The sequence below is a fragment of the Chryseobacterium sp. JUb7 genome, from assembly GCF_024806495.1.
Taxonomy (GTDB): Bacteria; Bacteroidota; Bacteroidia; order Flavobacteriales; family Weeksellaceae; genus Chryseobacterium.
Window position 1 is genome coordinate 82,139 of the sequence record NZ_JANUFF010000013.1, and the last position, 16,760, is coordinate 98,898.

A 16,760-nucleotide genomic window follows, 5' to 3' on the forward strand; every position below is an offset into this window, starting at 1 on the left:
TAAAGGCAACCAATTATCCAAAGGCTGTAACAAATCCTCAAGAACTGAAACATATTAGGGTAAAGTAAAAGACTATTAAAAAACGTCTTATCATTTAAATTACGTAATTTTGCTATCCAATTTTTTCATTGAATGAATCAATATATTAAAATACTAAAGTTCGCAAGACCTCACCAAAAATATATCTACGGAAGTTTATTCTTCAATATTTTGTATTCTGTATTTCAGATTGCTTCTTTAGGGACCATCTTACCGGTTTTAGGAATGCTTTTCGGAACCATTGAAGCCAAAAAATACAGCGCTCCTCCTGTTTATTCGGGAGATATTTTAGATTTCTTCGATTATGTAAAAGAGTATGCCAATTATTATGTTCAGAGCTTAGTGACAGAACATGGAGCACTTACTGTGCTGGCCTGGCTTTGTGTAATAACGGCTTTCATGTTTTTACTGAGAAACATTTTCAGATATTTAGGTTCATTTTTACTGATCAACTATCGTGTAGGTGTTACCAAAGACCTTCGCGGAGCCATGTACAGAAAGATTCTTTCGTTACCTGTTTCGTTCTTTACAGAAAGCAGAAAGGGAGATCTTATGTCCCGTATGTCAAATGACGTTGGTGAAGTAGAGGGTAACATTTTAGGTAGCCTGGTCGAATTGATCAATGCTCCGTTCATGTTAATAAGTACGTTGGTAACTCTTTTCTTTTTGAGTACAGAGATGACCCTTTTTTCACTTTTGGTATTGCCCGTTATGGGAACCATGATCGCGTTGATCGGAAAAAGTCTGAAAAAAGATTCTCATGAAGCTCAGAACGAAATGGGAAATATCTTCTCTATCGTAGATGAAACTTTGAAATCTACAAAAGTAATTAAGATTTTCAGTGCCGAAAAAATAATGGACACCCGATTCATGCAGTCTATGCAACGATGGATCAACAGCTCAATAAGATTAGGCAGAAAAAAAGAACTGGCATCGCCAATGAGCGAATTTCTAGGCTCTGTTACTTTCCTGATCATTGCATGGTACGGAGGAAAACAAATTATCGTGGAACAAAGCATATCTCCTGCAGATTTTCTTGTTTTCTTAGGTATTTTCTTCCAGATTTTGCCTCCAGTGAAAAGTTTATCACAGTCGATTTCCAATGTTCAGAAAGGAGAAGCTTCTCTTGAAAGAGTTTTAGAAATCCTTGATGCAGACGTAAAAATAGACGAAGTTGCCAATCCTGTTTCGATTTCTACATTAAATAAGTCCATTGAATTCAATAATATCGGTTTCTATTACGATAAAGACCATACGATTCTTAAAAATTTCTCACTAAGCATTCCCAAAGGAAAAACAGTAGCTTTGGTAGGGCAAAGTGGTAGTGGTAAAACTACGATTGCCAATCTTTTGGCACGATTCTATGATGTTTCAGAAGGAGATATTTTGATTGACGGAATCAATATAAAACATTTAAATTTAAAGGATTACCGTCAGCTTTTAGGAATGGTAACTCAGGAATCTGTATTATTTAACGATACCGTTTACAATAATATTTTGATGGGTAAACCGGATGCCACAAGAGAAGAAGTGATTGCTGCAGCTAAAATCGCTAACGCAGATGCTTTCATTACAAGGCTGCCTGAAGGATATGATTCAAATATCGGAGATGATGGAGGCAAGCTTTCCGGAGGACAGAAACAAAGAGTTTCCATTGCTAGAGCCGTCTTAAAAAATCCACCGATCATGATTCTTGATGAAGCAACTTCTGCTTTAGATACCGAATCAGAAAGATTTGTTCAGGACGCCCTGGAAAAGATGATGGAAAACAGAACTTCACTGGTGATCGCTCACAGACTTTCAACGATTCAGAAAGCAGACTGGATTGTGGTTATGGAAAAAGGAGATATCGTGGAACAGGGAACTCACCACGACCTTATTGCCAAGAAGGGAACTTACCAGAAACTAGTTGAGCTTCAGAATTTTGATTAAAACTTTTTAAATCGCGATTTAAAATGAACCCTATACAAGAGTATTTCTACAGAATTGAAGAGCCTGATAGAAGTACTCTTCTTTTTTTACGTAAAAAAATTCTTGAGTCTGATACAGAACATATCACCGAAACATTAAGCTTTGGATTACCTTTTTTCAAGTATAAAAAGAAAATGCTATGCTATCTTTATTACAGCAAAAAATACAGGAAACATTATGTAAGTTTTTATCATGGAGACAGGCTTGATTATCAGGAATTACTTCAGGAAGGCAGAAAGAAGTTTAAAATCCTTTTAATTGATATGGAAGAGGATTTGCCTGTAGAATTTATTTTAAGCCTAATTAATGAAGTTAAAACATATATCAGGTGATTCTGATCATTTTAATCCGTTAAGGAGAAAAGATTTATTAATATCATGAGTTACTTTTTTACTCAGAACAATGGTAATTTTGTTTCCATTAATCAAAGTATCTTTAAAAATATAATCTTCAGAAGTTTTTTTATTATTCAACAGAATATAAAAATCGCCTTCAAAATTCCATGATTGACCATACAACAGCACCTCTTTAAATTTTGGAGTCTTTTTTACTTTTATTTTATCAAATTGCTGCTTAGTGTTGGCTATTTTCATTGCTCCAAATGACTGATAATTCCAATGTAAGGCTTCGTTAGTAAAACAAATATAGCGCTTTTCATTATCGCATTTTACCTCTTTTGTATCTGTTGAATACCGGCTGAAAGATGTACATGAATAAAAACAAAGCATTATTAAACTTAAAAGGAAAAATTTCATCAATCTATATTTTTAAATTATTTTTTTTCTAAATATAATGAAAAAGACTGCTCCTTTAGAAACAGTCTTTTAAATATTTTAATATAGATCTTAATCTTTCATTCTTGCAATCACATCCAAACCACCTTTTGTGATATCTCCGATCTTACAAATAATTTCAGTGTCCAAAGGCAGAAATACATCCATTCTCGATCCGAATTTAATGAATCCAAACTCATGCCCTGCTCTAGCTTTATCCCCTTCATTACAGTAGAAAACGATTCTTCTCGCCACATAACCTGCAATTTGTCTGAAAACCACTTTATGATTGGTTAAACTCTGTACAGCAACAGTCGTTCTTTCGTTCTCAGTAGACGATTTTTCGTGCCATGCTACCAGATATTTGCCCGGATGGTATTTTTTGTAAATAACTTCTCCCGAAACAGGATATCTGCAAATGTGAACATTTAGAGGAGACATAAAGATAGAAACCTGAATGGCTTTCCCTTTAATGAACTCATCTTCTTCTACTTCTTTGATCATTACTACTTTTCCGTCAACCGGAGCAATGACATTCTCTCTGTGTTCCAGGATTTCACGATTCGGAACCCTGAAGAACCAAAATACCAAGCTGTAAATCACCAATAATGGCAGAATGATCACTAAAGACCACATTTTAAGAAAATAAATAGCCAACACACCAATAATGATAAACAATAAGGTGGCAACGGTAATTGTTCCTTTTGACTCTCTGTGTAATTTCATGAGATTAAATAAATTTTTCTAAAATAAAGTACAAATATACGACAGGAACGCAGATTAAAAAACTATCCAGCCTATCTAATACGCCACCATGTCCGGGAATGATGTTTCCACTGTCTTTTACTGCGAAATTTCTTTTCAGCTGGCTTTCTACCAAATCTCCTGCAGGAGCGAAGGCTGCTACCAGAAATCCTACGACCATCCAGTTTCCGCGAAGATCAGGATGGTACAGTTCCACGAAATAAGACAGGACTAATGTCAATACCACCCCCCCGATATACCCTTCCCAGGTTTTCTTAGGAGAAATTTTGGGTGCCATTTTATGTTTTCCGAAAAACTTTCCTGTTAAATAGGCAAAAGTATCGCTGCTCCAGATTAAAATAAATAAAAAAAGAACCTCTAAAGAAAAGCGGTCTTCATAGCTTGAAAACTTTGGCAGGCCTAACGCAAAACTGAATGGTAATGCCACATAAATAACAGTAAAAATAAGCTTTCCGCTATCAAAATATAATTCATTGGGATACTTGAATAAAGTTACCACTGCAATGACAATTAAGACCAGAGCCAAAATCTCACTGAATCTGAAATCGAAAAAGAAATCATGATGAAAATACCTTTTTGAAAAAATATAAAAGATGAATCCTATGAGCGGAAAAACAACCCATTTTTCATAGCTGTTTCCAAACTTCATAATTTTCACACACTCCCAAGAGCCTACTGCCAGCAAAAATGTAATTAAACCATAGTATAAATACTCCTGTTTTGCTAATTCCGGAGAAATACTATTGATAAGTTGAGCTCCCAGCGGTGTTGTACACAGAATAATGACAGCAACGTACACAATTCCGGAAAGGGTTCTTTGAATGAGGTTTTTGTCCAAAATTTAAAATTTAGAAAATAATGCTTAATCTTCAAGCAACAATAAAAACAGTTTTGTATTGGCATGAGAAGACGTATCAAGTTTCGACTGGCTTCCACTGATAGAAGTAAGATTCTTAATATTTCCGTTTCTCTTTATTTTTCCCATCGCATCATTAAGATTATTGACAATCTGTGAAACATTGGCAATAATGATAATTTTGCTGGGTAATCTTGATGAGTGATAGTGAAGGATGTTATTATGGGAAAGCATTATTCTTCCGTCATAAGCGATCAGATATTCGCAGGTAATGAAAGCAGCATCGCTGGAATGTTCCATTTCTGATGTGTAAGGAACTTTCACCACGTTTAAGAAGTTTTGCAGCTCTTTATCCCAACAAAACACTTTTCCGATACCTTCTATTTTAATAATCTGATGTAAAGTCTGTAGAGCTTCCGCTTCATCTGCACAATAATTAAAAAATCCCCCCGAATGCGTAAACAATTGGGCAAACTTATAGTCGAGATCCGCATTTTTCAGCGAGTCCCCTAACTTCTCCAGGCTAGGTTTTTCTTCCTCCTCAGGCTGGTTGGTAAGTTTGCTTACAATCCTCTTGAATAAATTCAACTTAATTTATTTTTAGTCAACTTTATACAAAAGTAAAAAATTAATTATAATAGACTCCAAAAATCTGCCTTTAAATATGAAAAAACCTGACAATTTTACTATTGTCAGGTTTTAATTTATTGTTTTTACAAAGAATTTTAAAGCTGAGTCGGACTTTCAGGTGCCTGAATTTCACTTTCCTCTTCCTTATCTTTTATAATAATCTGCTCGCTCGGCTCTTTAGCATCAGGAATTGTATTGGTAACCGGTTTCTCTGTCAATTCAGGATCCCAAGCTCTTTTCCCGAATACTTCTTCTAAATCTTCGCGGAAGATCACCTCTTTCTCTAAAAGCTTATTGGCTAAAGCATCAAGTTTATCTTTATTATCAGTCAGAATCTGAATCGCTCTGCTATACTGATTTTCAATAATTCCTTTGATTTCAGCATCAATCTTTTTCGCTGTTTCTTCAGAATATGGTTTTCCAAAAGAGTACTCAGACTGACCTGAACTGTCATAGTAAGAAATATTACCAATATTCGGACTCAAACCATAGATCGTTACCATCGCCTGAGCTCTTTTCGTCACACTTTCCAAATCTGAAAGTGCACCTGTAGAAATATTGTTAAAAATAACCTGCTCTGCTGCTCTACCTCCTAATGTTGCACATAACTCGTCCAGCATTTGCTCTGTAGTGGTCAGTTGTCTTTCTTCCGGTAAGTACCAAGCCGCCCCTAAAGAACGTCCTCTCGGAACAATTGTTACTTTTAATAATGGTGAAGCATGTTCTACCAACCAAGAAATCGTTGCGTGTCCAGCTTCGTGGTAAGCCACTCTTTTCTTTTCAGAAGGTTTAATCGCTTTATTTTTCTTCTCAAGACCTCCGATAATTCTGTCTACAGCATCAAGGAAATCCTGTTTTGTTACTGAAGTATGATTGTTTCTTGCCGCAATTAATGCTGCTTCGTTACATAAATTAGCAATATCTGCTCCACTGAAACCTGGTGTTTGTTTTGCCAAAAAGTCTCTGTCTACATTATCGTCAAGCTTGATTTTCTTTAAGTGAACATCAAGAATCTGTCTTCTTTCGTGCAGTTCCGGAAGATCTACATAGATCGAACGGTCAAAACGACCGGCTCTCATCAAAGCTTTATCCAGGATATCTGCTCTGTTGGTTGCAGCCATTACAATAACGTTGGTATCTGTTCCGAAACCATCCATTTCAGTAAGAAGCTGGTTTAATGTGTTTTCTCTTTCATCGTTTCCACCTGAGAAATTATTTTTCCCTCTGGCACGCCCGATGGCATCAATCTCATCAATGAAGATAATGGCAGGAGATTTAGCTTTAGCCTGAGCAAAAAGATCTCTTACTCTAGAAGCACCTACTCCTACAAACATTTCCACAAAGTCAGAACCTGAAAGTGAGAAGAAAGGAACTTTAGCTTCACCCGCTACTGCTTTTGCCAATAACGTCTTACCTGTTCCCGGAGGTCCTACCAAAAGTACACCTTTAGGAATTTTACCTCCCAATTTAGTATATTTTTCAGAGTTTTTCAAGAAGTCTACCACTTCCTGTACCTCTTCTTTTGCACCTTCCAAACCGGCAACATCTTTAAATGTCACCTGAATTCTTTCTTTTTCATCAAAAAGTTTGGCTTTAGATTTCCCGATAGAGAAAATTTGTCCACCAGGACCTCCGCCACCGCCCATCTTTCTGAAAAGAAGGAAGTAGAATAGTCCCAAAATTGCGATCCAGATCAATGCTGAAACCAAAATATCCATAAACGGATTTTTGCCTGCACCATAATCTTTCGAGGTTTTAATTGCCGGATTTTGGGCTTTTACCTGATCAAATTTTTGAAGAAAAAGTTGAAGATCTCCGTATTTCACAGAATAATCTGCTTTTGGAGCCATTGAGAAAGCAGAAAGCGGATCGTTTTCTTTGGTTTTACTCACCATCGCCGTTTTTGCTGCCTGTGTAAGGAAAACATCGGCTTTCTCAGTATCTTTATAAATTATAATGTTCTGAACTTTTCCGGATTGCATTTCTCTGAAGAAACCATCTTCATCGATAGATTTTGCACTTTCGCCTCCTAAAAAATTAGAACCGAAAAATAACAAAAGAGCTATGATTGCAATCGGAAAAAACCAGTTGAATCCTTTATTGTTCATTTATACTTTTTAAAATTTAATATTCGCTTTCAATTTTTGTAATTTTCGCATCTCCCCAAAGTTCCTCAATATCGTAATATTCACGAGTTTCTTTCTGGAAGATATGAACTACTACCGTAACATAGTCTACTAAAACCCACATCGAGTTTTCTGTACCTTCTACATGCCAAGGTCTGTCTTTAAGATCGTTTCTCACCTTCTTCTCTACACTTCCTGCTAATGCAGATACCTGTGTATTTGAATTTCCGCTACAAATTATAAAAGTTTCTGCTACAGAGTTTTCTATGTTTGAAAGATCGAAAATCATAATATCTTCACCTTTTACATCTTGGATAGCCTCTACAATTTTATCTATTAGCGCTTGCTTTTCTGCTGTTTTATTCATTAAAATATCTATAATCTGCAAATTTATTGTTTTTTCTTTACTTTAGCCTTATTTTTAACCCTTTAAAAGTCTTAAAGTTTTCTTAAATGAGTCAATTATTCTACCTTAAAGAGTGCTCTTCTACTAATGACGAAATATCAAAGTTTTTACTTTACGAAAATTCTGATTTTTTTGGTTTACACACATTCAATCAAACGAAAGGTCGCGGACAGTATGGAAATACATGGGCTTCTACTGCTGAAAAAAATTTAGCGTACACTCTAGCCGTAAAAGCTCAGAACTTTAAGGTCTCCGATTTTATGTTCAATTATTATACCGCAATTATCATCAGGGATTTCCTTGCCAAATTGACTGAAAATACAGTTCATATAAAATGGCCGAACGATATAATTCTTAAAAATAAAAAAATAGTCGGAATTCTGATTGAAAAGAAAAAAATTAATCAAAATAATTATTTCATCATCGGCGCCGGATTTAATGTTCTTCAGGATACATTCGATGAAATATCAAACGCAGGCTCACTTCTGACGCAAACAGGACAAAGATTTGAGCTGGAAGAGTTCACCTTAAAGCTTCATGATTTTTTGACAGAAAAATTAAAAAATCTTCCTTCAGAACAGGAAATTATGGAACAATTTAACCACCATTTATTCCGTAAAGATCAGATTTCGGTTTTCGAAATCGAAAAAGAAAGACAAAATGGCATCATAAAACATGCTGACGAAAAAGGAGAACTCTGGATCGAACTGGAAAAAGACGGATTAAAACCTTTTTACCACAAAGAAATAAAACTCCTTTATTGATTTGCTCTTTTAAAGTATAAATAAGCGGCAAGCGGAAAAAAGACAATATTCGGAAACCACATCGCCAATAGCGGTGACATGCTTTTATTTTCCGATACCACTTTTAATGCTTCGAATGAAAATACAAATACGAAAGCCAGGGAGATCCCAAGCGCAAGATTAATTCCCAATCCTCCACGCTTCTTTTGTGAAGAAAGTGACAAGGCAAGAAAGGTTAAAATAACAATAGAAATAGGCATTGAGGTTCTTTGATGAAGCTCGTTAAGGTGCGCATTCAGGTTACTGTTTCCTTTTTCCGTTTCTCTTTTAATAAATTTTAAAAGTTCCGGTGTGGTTTTATTTTGTCCTAAAAGTTCATTTGGGAAAAGTTCTTCAGGATCATGGCCATAACTTTTTATTAACTCATAGCCGTTAGCCAGTTTCTCAGAATCATCTTTATTAATAGTTTTCTCAAGATAGCTATTGAGTATAAATTTCTTTTTGGTTTTGTCCCAAAGTACATCAGAGGCTTTAAGCTCATAAACCATCTTTCTGTCTTTATCAAATTTCTGAAAGATAAATCCAGATCCTCTTTTCTCTCTTTTATTCCAGGAATTAATGAAAATATACTCTGTTCTGCTCAACTGTGCGGAAACTGGCGCTGTTCCCAGCACTTTTTCTTTATTGGCTGCATTATAGGTATAGGCTTCCAGCTGATTTTTCTGAATATTGGCCCAAGGCAATACAAAGTGATTGATTCCCAACGACAATACAGCAATAAACAGAGAAGTAAGCAGATAAGGTTTTGCAAAACGGTGAAAACTCGCCCCACTACTGATTATCGCAACAATTTCCGTATTATTTGCCAGCCTTGAGGTAAAATAAATCACTGAAATAAACACCAGAATAGACAAAAATGTCATCACCAGGTTGACAATCCAGAAAGGATAAAAATGGATAAGAAAATAGGTCAAATCCAGTTTTGGATCAATGAGTTTAGCATTTTCGATCCTCGGGATTTTTTGCTGAACATCAATTACCAAAACAACTATAGACAGCAATATCAACATGAAACTAAAAGTCCCAAGGTATTTTTTAATGATATATCTGTCTATAATTTTTAGCATTTTACTGCGTTTTATTTATGTTTATCATTTGATAGGATTCCGTCCTACCCTATTTAAATGGTCTTTTTCAGACTCTTTTTAAAGTCTTTGTCTAAGAACAGGAACTACAGAGTTTTTCCATTCGTAGAAATCTCCGGCTAAAATATGCTCTCTTGCTACTTTCACCAGATCTAAATAAAATGCTAAGTTATGAATTGAAGCAATTTGTTTAGCTAAATATTCCTTAGATACAAATAAATGTCTTAAATAGGCTTTTGAATACTCTCTATCTACAAAACTTGTCCCAAATTCATCCAATGGCGAAAAGTCTTTTTTCCACTTTTCATTCTTCATGTTCATCACACCCTGCCATGTAAAAAGCATTGCATTTCTTGCATTTCTGGTCGGCATTACGCAATCCATCATATCAATACCCAATCCGATAGACTCCAGAATATTCCACGGAGTTCCTACTCCCATCAGATATCTCGGTTTTTCTTTTGGTAAAATATCGGTCACCTCATCTGTAATTCTGTACATTTCCTCTTCCGGCTCTCCTACAGAAAGTCCTCCGATTGCATTTCCTTCAGCTCCAGCTTCTGAAATCACTTCAGCTGAAATTTTTCTTAAATCTGAATAGGTAGACCCCTGAACAATTGGAAAAAGTCTCTGCTTGTGGCCATACAATTCAGGATTATTCTCGGTCCAGTCAATACATCTTTTTAACCAGCGGTGTGTAAGTTCCATTGACGTTTTTGCCTGATTGTACTCGCAAGGATAAGGGGTACATTCATCAAAAGCCATAAAAATATCCGCTCCGATCTGTCGCTGGATTTCCATTGACTTTTCCGGGGAGAACATATGGTAGCTTCCATCGATGTGAGATTTGAATCTTGCCCCTTCTTCCGTCATTTTTCTGCTGCTCGCCAGGGAAAATACCTGAAAACCTCCTGAATCTGTAAGAATTGGAAGATCCCAGTTCATGAATTTATGTAATCCTCCGGCATCCTGCATAGTCTCCATTCCGGGACGAAGGTATAAATGATATGTATTACCCAAAATAATTTGGGCTTTAATGTCTTCTTTTAATTCTCTTTGGTGAACAGTCTTTACACTTGCTACTGTTCCTACAGGCATAAAAATGGGCGTTTGAATCTTACCGTGATCTGTGGTAATTTCTCCCGCTCTGGCCTTTCCCTCAGAGGTTTTTTCTATATTAAAAAATTTTTGCATCATAATTATCTTGCGAAAGACGGAACATTTTCGTTTTTCTTCAACTTGTCCTTTACATATTGATCCGCCTTCGGATCTTTTTCTAATATTATTTTTTGAGCATCTTCAGCTATTCCCTTCATTTTATTTTTAACGACGTAATATTTGAAGCTTGCATTAAAATCATCAGGTTTCACATTGTGTGTTTTCAGGACATACCTTGTTCCTGCCTCCATATTTGAATTCGGATACAGAAAAGTAGCCTGATCACTGATCGACATATCGGCCATAATTTCGGACATCTTCTTTGCATCAATCAAATTTTTAGGCTTGTCGACATAATCTCCACATGAAAACATGCTTAATAACACAAAAATGAAGATCAGTTTTTTCATAATCTGTTGATTAATGATTTCCATTTTAAATTTAAAACTCCAAAAACAGCCTCATGAATAATTCCACCGTTCATTTTACTTTCTCCCAACACTCTGTTGGTAAAAATAATAGGAACCTCTACAATTTTGAAGCCTTTTTTAAAAGTTCTGAATTTCATTTCAATCTGAAACCCATATCCTTTTAACCTTACATTATCCAATCCTATTTCCTCCAAAACATTTCTTGAAAAACAAACGAAGCCCGCTGTAGTATCATGAATTGAAAGTCCTAAAATAAATCTTACATATTTTGATGCAAAATAAGAAAGCAATACTCTTCCCATTGGCCAATTGACCACATTCACCCCTTTTGAGTAACGGGAACCAATCGCCATATCTGCATTAAGACAAGCTTCATATAATTTAGGAAGATCATTGGGGTTATGAGAAAAATCGGCATCCATTTCAAAAATATAATCATAATTATTTTGAAGAGCCCATTTGAACCCATGAATATATGCTTTTCCCAAACCGTCTTTTACATGCCTTATTGAAAGGTGCAAATTGTGAGGAAATCTTCTTTGTAAATCTTTTACAACTTCAGCTGTTCCATCGGGAGATGTATCATCCACTACCAAAATATGAAAGTCATCTTCCAATGCAAAAACCGCGGAAATAATATTTTCAATATTTTCCTTTTCGTTATAAGTTGGGATAATGACCAGTTTTTTCATTTCAATTTGCAAAGATAGTTTATTTAACCTTTTTATTTTATACAAAATAATCTATAATTTTGCAAAAAACATTCCGTTGCTGTTATCACAAAATTTCACAAACCATGTAAGAATACCTGAGAACAATGACTGGGTAATTTTTATACTGCTGGGCTGCATCTTTTTATTCATTTTTATGATGAATGTCATAGAAAGAGATGCCAATTTAAAGGACTTTCTGCTTCAAAAATATTTTGACGCGAGCAACAACCTGCCCAGTTGGGTCATCACTTCCTGTGTATCTGCTCTTACACTTGCTGTTTTATTGTCTCAATACATACCGACGGTCCCAAAATATGTGGCCGATCTTCAGATTATGGGCTATCAGATGAACAAATTCGGGTATACTCTAACAGTTGTTGTTTTATTTTATCTATTAAAATCATCTTTTGGCTTCTTGTTTTACCAAAGCATCGGTGATGGAAAAAAATGGCCAGTTTTTTATTTTACCTCCACAAAATTTTATTTCATTTTGTCTTTTTTGCTAATAATTTTATGTGTAACCCACTATTATTTCCCCATAGACAGAAGTAAAATATTTTATTACTATTTATTGTTCTTTTCTTTTGTATTCATTTTCAAGGTTTTTTTCTATTTATTTCACAAGAACAATGTCTTACCTGAAAAATGGTATTATAAATTTTTGTATATTTGCACCCTCCAAATCGCACCACTTTTGTTGCTTTGGAAATTGTTGTTTTATTAATAAATGTCAATGATGAGAATAAAGTCTATATTGGTTTCACAACCAGCGCCTAGTGAATCTTCTCCATACTTGGATATAGCGAAAAAGGAAAAAATAAAGATTGATTTCCGTCCTTTTATCCACGTCGAAGGAGTTGACAACAAAGAACTTAGAACACAGAAGATAGATCTTACGCAGTATACTGGTATTATTTTTACCAGCAAGAATGCGATTGATCATTATTTCAGACTGGCTGAGGAATTGCGTTTTGCCGTTCCAGACACGATGAGATACATCTGTCAGTCGGAAGCTATTGCCAACTATCTTCAAAAACATATTGTTTACAGAAAAAGAAAGATCAGTTTTGGAGAGAAAAATTTCTCGGATCTGGCTCCTCTTTTCAAAAAATTCCCGACGGAAAAATATCTGCTCCCATCTTCTGATGTGCTGAGCCCGGATATTATTAAGACGTTAGATTCAGCAAACATCGAATGGACGAGAGCTATCATGTACAGAACTGTTTGCAGTGATCTTACTGATATCAATATCAAAGATTACGATATGCTGATTTTCTTCAGCCCGCAAGGAATTAAATCTTTACAGCAAAACTTCCCTGATTTTAAACAGGATGAAACGAAGATCGGAGTTTTCGGAACAACGACTTCAGCCGCTGCAGAAGAGGCAGGATTAAAGGTAGATTTAATGGCTCCTACAAAGGAAACACCATCTATGACCATGGCACTGGAAAAATACATTAAAGCTCTACATAAGTAGAATTTTAATATAAAATACAAACTAACCGTCTTTTCATAAAGGAAAGATGGTTTTTTTTTAATTAAATTTGAACAAGAATTAATATTGAAAGAAACGCCTGCAAAAACCACTTTTTCAAGGAGAAAAATAGGTCAGCGCGTTAAAAAATTAAAACATTTGAATGAAAGCTCCACAGGCAAAAAAAATAGAAAAAATACTGGAAACACACGGAGATAAAAGAATTGACAATTATTTCTGGCTCAACGAAAGGGAGAACCCTGAAGTCATAAAATATCTTGAAGAAGAAAATGCTTATGCAGATTTTATCATGAAGGACACTGAAGATTTCCAGGAAGAGCTCTTTGAAGAGATGAAAGCCCGTTATAAAAAGGATGATGAATCTTTACCCTATTTCTTTAATGAATATTGGTACATTGTTCGATATGAAGAAGGAAAAGAATATCCTATTTTTTGTAGAAAATATAAAAGCTTAGACAACGAAGAAGAAATCGTAGTCGATGTGAACATCCTTGCGGAAGGCGAAAGTTATTTTGAAGTCGGAAGCCTTGCGGTAAGCCCGAATAACGAACTGGTTTCTTTCTCTGAAGACAACGTAGGCCGAAGAATCTATTCTATAAATTTTAAAGACTTAAAAACCGGAGAAATTCTTTCTGATAAAATTGAAAATACAACAGGAAAAGCAGTCTGGGCCAATGATAACGAGCATGTTTTTTACATCCGAAAAGATGAAAGCCTGCGGGCATTTAAGGTCTACAGACATAAATTGGGCACAGATTCTTCAGAGGACATTCTAATTTTCCATGAAGAGGATGATACTTTTGACGTTAATGTTTTCAAAACTAAATCTCTGGAATATATTTTCATCGCAAGCTCAAGCACGATTTCTGACGAACACAGATTTATTCCTTCCAATAATGTTTTTGCAGACTGGACAATCATTCAGCCAAGAATTGATGATCTGGAATATTCTGTTGAACATTACGAAGATGAATTCTATATCATTACCAATGCAGATGACGCATTTAATTTTAAAATCGTAAAAGCGAAAATCAGTAATTGCGGAATGGAAAACTGGGTGGATGTTATCCCTCACCGTCCGGAAGTTTTGTTGGAAGGTTTTGAAATTTTCAGACACTATCTTGTTCTTGAAGAAAGAGAAGAAGGACTGTTACAGATAAAGATCATTGACGAAAAAACACAGGATTCATACTACCTTCCTTTTTCAGATCCTACTTATACCGCTTATATCGGTGTTAATCTTGAATTCGACACAGAAGTTTTACGCTATGGTTACACTTCACTGACGCAGCCAAGCTCTACTTACGAATATGATATGAAAGAAAAAACCACCAAGCTTTTGAAACAACAGGAAGTTTTGGGCGGAAAGTTTCTCCCGGAAAATTATATTTCCGAAAGAATATGGGCAGAATCCAGAGATGGAGAAGTTAAAATTCCTATTTCTCTTGTCTATCATAAAGACACTAAGAAATCGGCAGATACTCCTTTGCTTTTATATGGCTATGGAAGCTACGGACATACCGTTGATGCAAGTTTTTCGAATGTAAGATTGTCAATTTTAGACAGAGGATTCATTTATGCTATTGCTCACATCCGAGGTGGTGAATATTTAGGCCGGGAATGGTATGAAGACGGAAAAATGCTGTTTAAGAAAAATACATTCTTTGACTTTATTGACGCCGGAAAATATCTGATTAAAGAAAATTATACTTCATCAAAACATTTGTATGCAATGGGCGGAAGCGCAGGCGGACTGCTGGTTGGCGCGGTGATGAATTACGAGCCTTCACTATTCAACGGAATTGTAGCACAGGTTCCTTTTGTGGATGTTGTAACAACGATGCTGGATGAAACAATCCCTTTGACAACAGGAGAATACGATGAATGGGGAAATCCTAATGATGAAGAATATTATCATTACATGAAAGACTATTCACCTTATGACAATGTGGAAGCTAAAAATTATCCTCACACCCTGATTACAACCGGGCTCCATGATTCTCAGGTTCAGTATTGGGAGCCGGCAAAGTGGACGGCAAAATTAAGAGAATTAAAAATAGATGACAATCTTTTGATTTTCAAGACTGATATGAGTTCAGGACATGGAGGTGCCAGCGGAAGATTTGAATCACTGAAAGAAGATGCATTAGAATATGCCTTCTTATTGAAATTAGAAAACAATTATTAAAAATGCTGATTCTTCTGGTAATTTTTTTATGTATTGCAATTGCCTATTATCTTTTTCAAAAAAGTAAAATTAATAGGATTGAAAAGAAAGAATATTTGCAAGAAAAGAGAAATGAAAAATATGAACAACTTCTTGATCTTGCGAGAAAACAAGACTCTTCAAAATCAGAAGATGAAGGGGCAAATAAAAATAACAATCAGGAGAATTGATTTATAAATTATGATTAACGACGCAGAATATTGGAAAAAAATACAAGATTTTTTCATTGAAAATTTTGACACCGAAAAAGATGCTCCTATTGAAACGTATTTATTTTTAATAGGTCTTCAGGAATTGGGAAGCGGTCAGCAAAAATATACAAAAGACGATAAATTAAATATTCTTCACATTGCCGTTTGCAGATTATTAGAACCTTTCGGATACTATAAATTCTCGCATTACGAAGATGGCTGGCCTCATTTTGATCAGCTGGAAGGACTTCCGGAATTGAAACCCAACGAGCAGACCCTGCTTATGAAAAAGGCAATTATTCAATATTTCCAGGATGAAGAATTAATTTGAAAATAAGATCATTTGAAAATTTTCAAATGGTATTGAATAAAAAATGGAAAGTAAAAATTACTTTCCATTTTTTTTATTTTGAGTTTTAGCTAATGCCTGTTCCTATTTATAAAATATCTTTTTTCAAATTTTTCCATTTTCAAATTCTCAAATCAGAATCTCTTCCAGCTGATTCAGTCCCATTTTGAAACCTTCTTCAAAACCCATTTCCAGCAACTGCTTCATCGCTTGTTCTGATTGAAAATGAAGATTAACGGTAACTTTCGTTCCCTCTTCTACTCCTGTGAAACCAAATAACCACTTTGCTTCTGGAAAATCAGAATTCACATGGCCATTTTCATCACAAAAAGTATCAACACCGTCAAAACTTCTGTGCTCCATAATTTCGCCATATTTTACCTGTGCATAGTGTCTTTCTCCTTCCGGACCAACCATTGAATACAGCCAGATTCCGCCCTCCCGAAAATCCTGACTTTTAGTTTCACACCTCCAGGGTTCCGGAGCCCACCATTGATCCAATAATTCGGATTTGGTAAAATAATTCCACACTTTTGAAACATCAGTGTTGTAAATTTTCATGACATATACACTGTGTGAATCAAAATCTTTGTTAAAAATGATATCAGATTCCATAATACTATTTTGTTTTAAACAAAGCTAGTTTTTTATTCTGTGACGGCACTTTTCCTATGACAAGTAATTAAAAATTTATAAATAAATGTTAAAAAACACAGTTTTAAGAAAAATTACACAATTTTTT

The 16,760-nt window shown here is 35.2% G+C and carries 19 protein-coding genes; 8 read left to right on the top strand and 11 right to left on the bottom strand.

Annotation, left to right across the window (positions count from 1 at the left end; translation table 11 throughout):
- Window positions 1-132: 132 nt before the first annotated feature.
- Together M2373_RS19225 and M2373_RS19230 are read left to right on the top strand one after the other, a co-directional pair.
- A complete protein-coding gene (locus tag M2373_RS19225; RefSeq protein ID WP_259112879.1) occupies window positions 133-1,971 on the top strand; it encodes an ABC transporter ATP-binding protein in 1,839 nt (612 codons plus the stop codon).
- A 23-nt stretch (window positions 1,972-1,994) separates the two neighbouring features.
- Window positions 1,995-2,342, top strand: a complete 348-nt coding sequence (locus M2373_RS19230; RefSeq protein ID WP_259112880.1) for a DUF1801 domain-containing protein — start codon at window positions 1,995-1,997, stop codon at window positions 2,340-2,342.
- 6 nt (window positions 2,343-2,348) lie between these two features.
- On the opposite strand, the gene M2373_RS19235 is transcribed toward M2373_RS19230, so the two are convergent.
- From M2373_RS19235 to rsfS, 6 genes are all read right to left on the bottom strand, one after another.
- The gene (locus tag M2373_RS19235; protein ID WP_259112881.1) at window positions 2,349-2,765 is read right to left on the bottom strand and encodes a hypothetical protein; all 417 of its coding nucleotides are present in this window, start codon (window positions 2,763-2,765) and stop codon (window positions 2,349-2,351) included.
- A 90-nt stretch (window positions 2,766-2,855) separates the two neighbouring features.
- Complete coding sequence (locus M2373_RS19240) at window positions 2,856-3,509, bottom strand: phosphatidylserine decarboxylase family protein (RefSeq protein WP_259112882.1); 654 nt, start codon at window positions 3,507-3,509, stop codon at window positions 2,856-2,858.
- A gap of 4 nt (window positions 3,510-3,513) precedes the next feature.
- Window positions 3,514-4,386 carry a phosphatidate cytidylyltransferase gene (locus M2373_RS19245; RefSeq protein ID WP_259112884.1) on the bottom strand — a complete coding sequence of 291 codons (873 nt, stop codon included), beginning with the start codon at window positions 4,384-4,386 and terminating at the stop codon, window positions 3,514-3,516.
- A gap of 24 nt (window positions 4,387-4,410) precedes the next feature.
- Complete coding sequence (locus M2373_RS19250) at window positions 4,411-4,992, bottom strand: lactate utilization protein (RefSeq protein ID WP_259112885.1); 582 nt, start codon at window positions 4,990-4,992, stop codon at window positions 4,411-4,413.
- A gap of 137 nt (window positions 4,993-5,129) precedes the next feature.
- Window positions 5,130-7,142, bottom strand: a complete 2,013-nt coding sequence (ftsH, locus tag M2373_RS19255) for an ATP-dependent zinc metalloprotease FtsH (RefSeq protein WP_259112886.1) — start codon at window positions 7,140-7,142, stop codon at window positions 5,130-5,132.
- Window positions 7,143-7,158: 16 nt separating this feature from the next.
- Entirely contained in the window at window positions 7,159-7,527 is a 369-nt protein-coding gene (gene rsfS, locus M2373_RS19260) for a ribosome silencing factor (RefSeq protein ID WP_072953881.1), read from the bottom strand.
- Between the two features lie 86 nt (window positions 7,528-7,613).
- Here rsfS and M2373_RS19265 point away from each other — a divergent pair, with 86 nt between their 5' ends.
- A complete protein-coding gene (locus M2373_RS19265; RefSeq protein ID WP_259112887.1) occupies window positions 7,614-8,330 on the top strand; it encodes a biotin--[acetyl-CoA-carboxylase] ligase in 717 nt (238 codons plus the stop codon).
- Here the strand turns inward: M2373_RS19265 and M2373_RS19270 are convergent.
- The 4 genes from M2373_RS19270 to M2373_RS19285 all read right to left on the bottom strand — a co-directional run bounded on the left by M2373_RS19270 (window position 8,324) and on the right by M2373_RS19285 (window position 11,735).
- Window positions 8,324-9,436 carry an LptF/LptG family permease gene (locus tag M2373_RS19270; RefSeq protein ID WP_259112888.1) on the bottom strand — a complete coding sequence of 371 codons (1,113 nt, stop codon included), beginning with the start codon at window positions 9,434-9,436 and terminating at the stop codon, window positions 8,324-8,326. The two genes, M2373_RS19265 and M2373_RS19270, sit on opposite strands and share 7 nt — an antisense overlap.
- Window positions 9,437-9,514: 78 nt before the next feature.
- On the bottom strand, window positions 9,515-10,648 hold the full coding sequence (tgt, locus tag M2373_RS19275; RefSeq protein ID WP_259112919.1) for a tRNA guanosine(34) transglycosylase Tgt: 1,134 nt from the start codon (window positions 10,646-10,648) through the stop codon (window positions 9,515-9,517).
- 5 nt (window positions 10,649-10,653) lie between these two features.
- On the bottom strand, window positions 10,654-11,022 hold the full coding sequence (locus tag M2373_RS19280; protein WP_259112889.1) for a DUF4296 domain-containing protein: 369 nt from the start codon (window positions 11,020-11,022) through the stop codon (window positions 10,654-10,656).
- Entirely contained in the window at window positions 11,019-11,735 is a 717-nt protein-coding gene (locus tag M2373_RS19285) for a polyprenol monophosphomannose synthase (RefSeq protein WP_259112890.1), read from the bottom strand. Before M2373_RS19285 ends, M2373_RS19280 begins: the two co-directional genes overlap by 4 nt.
- Here M2373_RS19285 and M2373_RS19290 point away from each other — a divergent pair.
- From M2373_RS19290 to M2373_RS19310, 5 genes are all read left to right on the top strand, one after another.
- Entirely contained in the window at window positions 11,719-12,480 is a 762-nt protein-coding gene (locus M2373_RS19290) for a DUF4271 domain-containing protein (protein WP_259112891.1), read from the top strand. The genes M2373_RS19285 and M2373_RS19290 overlap by 17 nt on opposite strands.
- Before the next feature lie 12 nt (window positions 12,481-12,492).
- A complete protein-coding gene (locus tag M2373_RS19295; RefSeq protein WP_259112920.1) occupies window positions 12,493-13,233 on the top strand; it encodes a uroporphyrinogen-III synthase in 741 nt (246 codons plus the stop codon).
- 160 nt (window positions 13,234-13,393) lie between these two features.
- Window positions 13,394-15,439, top strand: a complete 2,046-nt coding sequence (locus M2373_RS19300) for a S9 family peptidase (RefSeq protein ID WP_259112893.1) — start codon at window positions 13,394-13,396, stop codon at window positions 15,437-15,439.
- A gap of 2 nt (window positions 15,440-15,441) precedes the next feature.
- The gene (locus tag M2373_RS19305) at window positions 15,442-15,648 is read left to right on the top strand and encodes a hypothetical protein (RefSeq protein ID WP_259112894.1); all 207 of its coding nucleotides are present in this window, start codon (window positions 15,442-15,444) and stop codon (window positions 15,646-15,648) included.
- 10 nt (window positions 15,649-15,658) lie between these two features.
- On the top strand, window positions 15,659-16,000 hold the full coding sequence (locus tag M2373_RS19310; protein ID WP_259112895.1) for a hypothetical protein: 342 nt from the start codon (window positions 15,659-15,661) through the stop codon (window positions 15,998-16,000).
- 147 nt (window positions 16,001-16,147) lie between these two features.
- Here M2373_RS19310 and M2373_RS19315 read toward each other — a convergent pair whose 3' ends face one another.
- Window positions 16,148-16,633, bottom strand: a complete 486-nt coding sequence (locus M2373_RS19315; protein ID WP_259112896.1) for an SRPBCC domain-containing protein — start codon at window positions 16,631-16,633, stop codon at window positions 16,148-16,150.
- Window positions 16,634-16,760: the final 127 nt, after the last annotated feature.

Excerpts from the sequence above, each read along its gene's own strand:
- M2373_RS19225 (WP_259112879.1), top strand. The coding sequence starts at position 133 with ATGAATCAATATATTAAAATACTAAAGTTCGCAAGACCTCACCAAAAA.
- M2373_RS19230 (WP_259112880.1), top strand. The coding sequence starts at position 1,995 with ATGAACCCTATACAAGAGTATTTCTACAGAATTGAAGAGCCTGATAGA.
- M2373_RS19235 (WP_259112881.1), bottom strand. The coding sequence starts at position 2,765 with ATGAAATTTTTCCTTTTAAGTTTAATAATGCTTTGTTTTTATTCATGT.
- M2373_RS19240 (WP_259112882.1), bottom strand. The coding sequence starts at position 3,509 with ATGAAATTACACAGAGAGTCAAAAGGAACAATTACCGTTGCCACCTTA.
- ftsH (WP_259112886.1), bottom strand. The coding sequence starts at position 7,142 with ATGAACAATAAAGGATTCAACTGGTTTTTTCCGATTGCAATCATAGCT.
- rsfS (WP_072953881.1), bottom strand. The coding sequence starts at position 7,527 with ATGAATAAAACAGCAGAAAAGCAAGCGCTAATAGATAAAATTGTAGAG.
- M2373_RS19265 (WP_259112887.1), top strand. The coding sequence starts at position 7,614 with ATGAGTCAATTATTCTACCTTAAAGAGTGCTCTTCTACTAATGACGAA.
- M2373_RS19270 (WP_259112888.1), bottom strand. The coding sequence starts at position 9,436 with ATGCTAAAAATTATAGACAGATATATCATTAAAAAATACCTTGGGACT.
- tgt (WP_259112919.1), bottom strand. The coding sequence starts at position 10,648 with ATGCAAAAATTTTTTAATATAGAAAAAACCTCTGAGGGAAAGGCCAGA.
- M2373_RS19280 (WP_259112889.1), bottom strand. The coding sequence starts at position 11,022 with ATGAAAAAACTGATCTTCATTTTTGTGTTATTAAGCATGTTTTCATGT.
- M2373_RS19290 (WP_259112891.1), top strand. The coding sequence starts at position 11,719 with ATGACCAGTTTTTTCATTTCAATTTGCAAAGATAGTTTATTTAACCTT.
- M2373_RS19285 (WP_259112890.1), bottom strand. The coding sequence starts at position 11,735 with ATGAAAAAACTGGTCATTATCCCAACTTATAACGAAAAGGAAAATATT.
- M2373_RS19295 (WP_259112920.1), top strand. The coding sequence starts at position 12,493 with ATGAGAATAAAGTCTATATTGGTTTCACAACCAGCGCCTAGTGAATCT.
- M2373_RS19300 (WP_259112893.1), top strand. The coding sequence starts at position 13,394 with ATGAAAGCTCCACAGGCAAAAAAAATAGAAAAAATACTGGAAACACAC.
- M2373_RS19305 (WP_259112894.1), top strand. The coding sequence starts at position 15,442 with ATGCTGATTCTTCTGGTAATTTTTTTATGTATTGCAATTGCCTATTAT.
- M2373_RS19310 (WP_259112895.1), top strand. The coding sequence starts at position 15,659 with ATGATTAACGACGCAGAATATTGGAAAAAAATACAAGATTTTTTCATT.
- M2373_RS19315 (WP_259112896.1), bottom strand. The coding sequence starts at position 16,633 with ATGGAATCTGATATCATTTTTAACAAAGATTTTGATTCACACAGTGTA.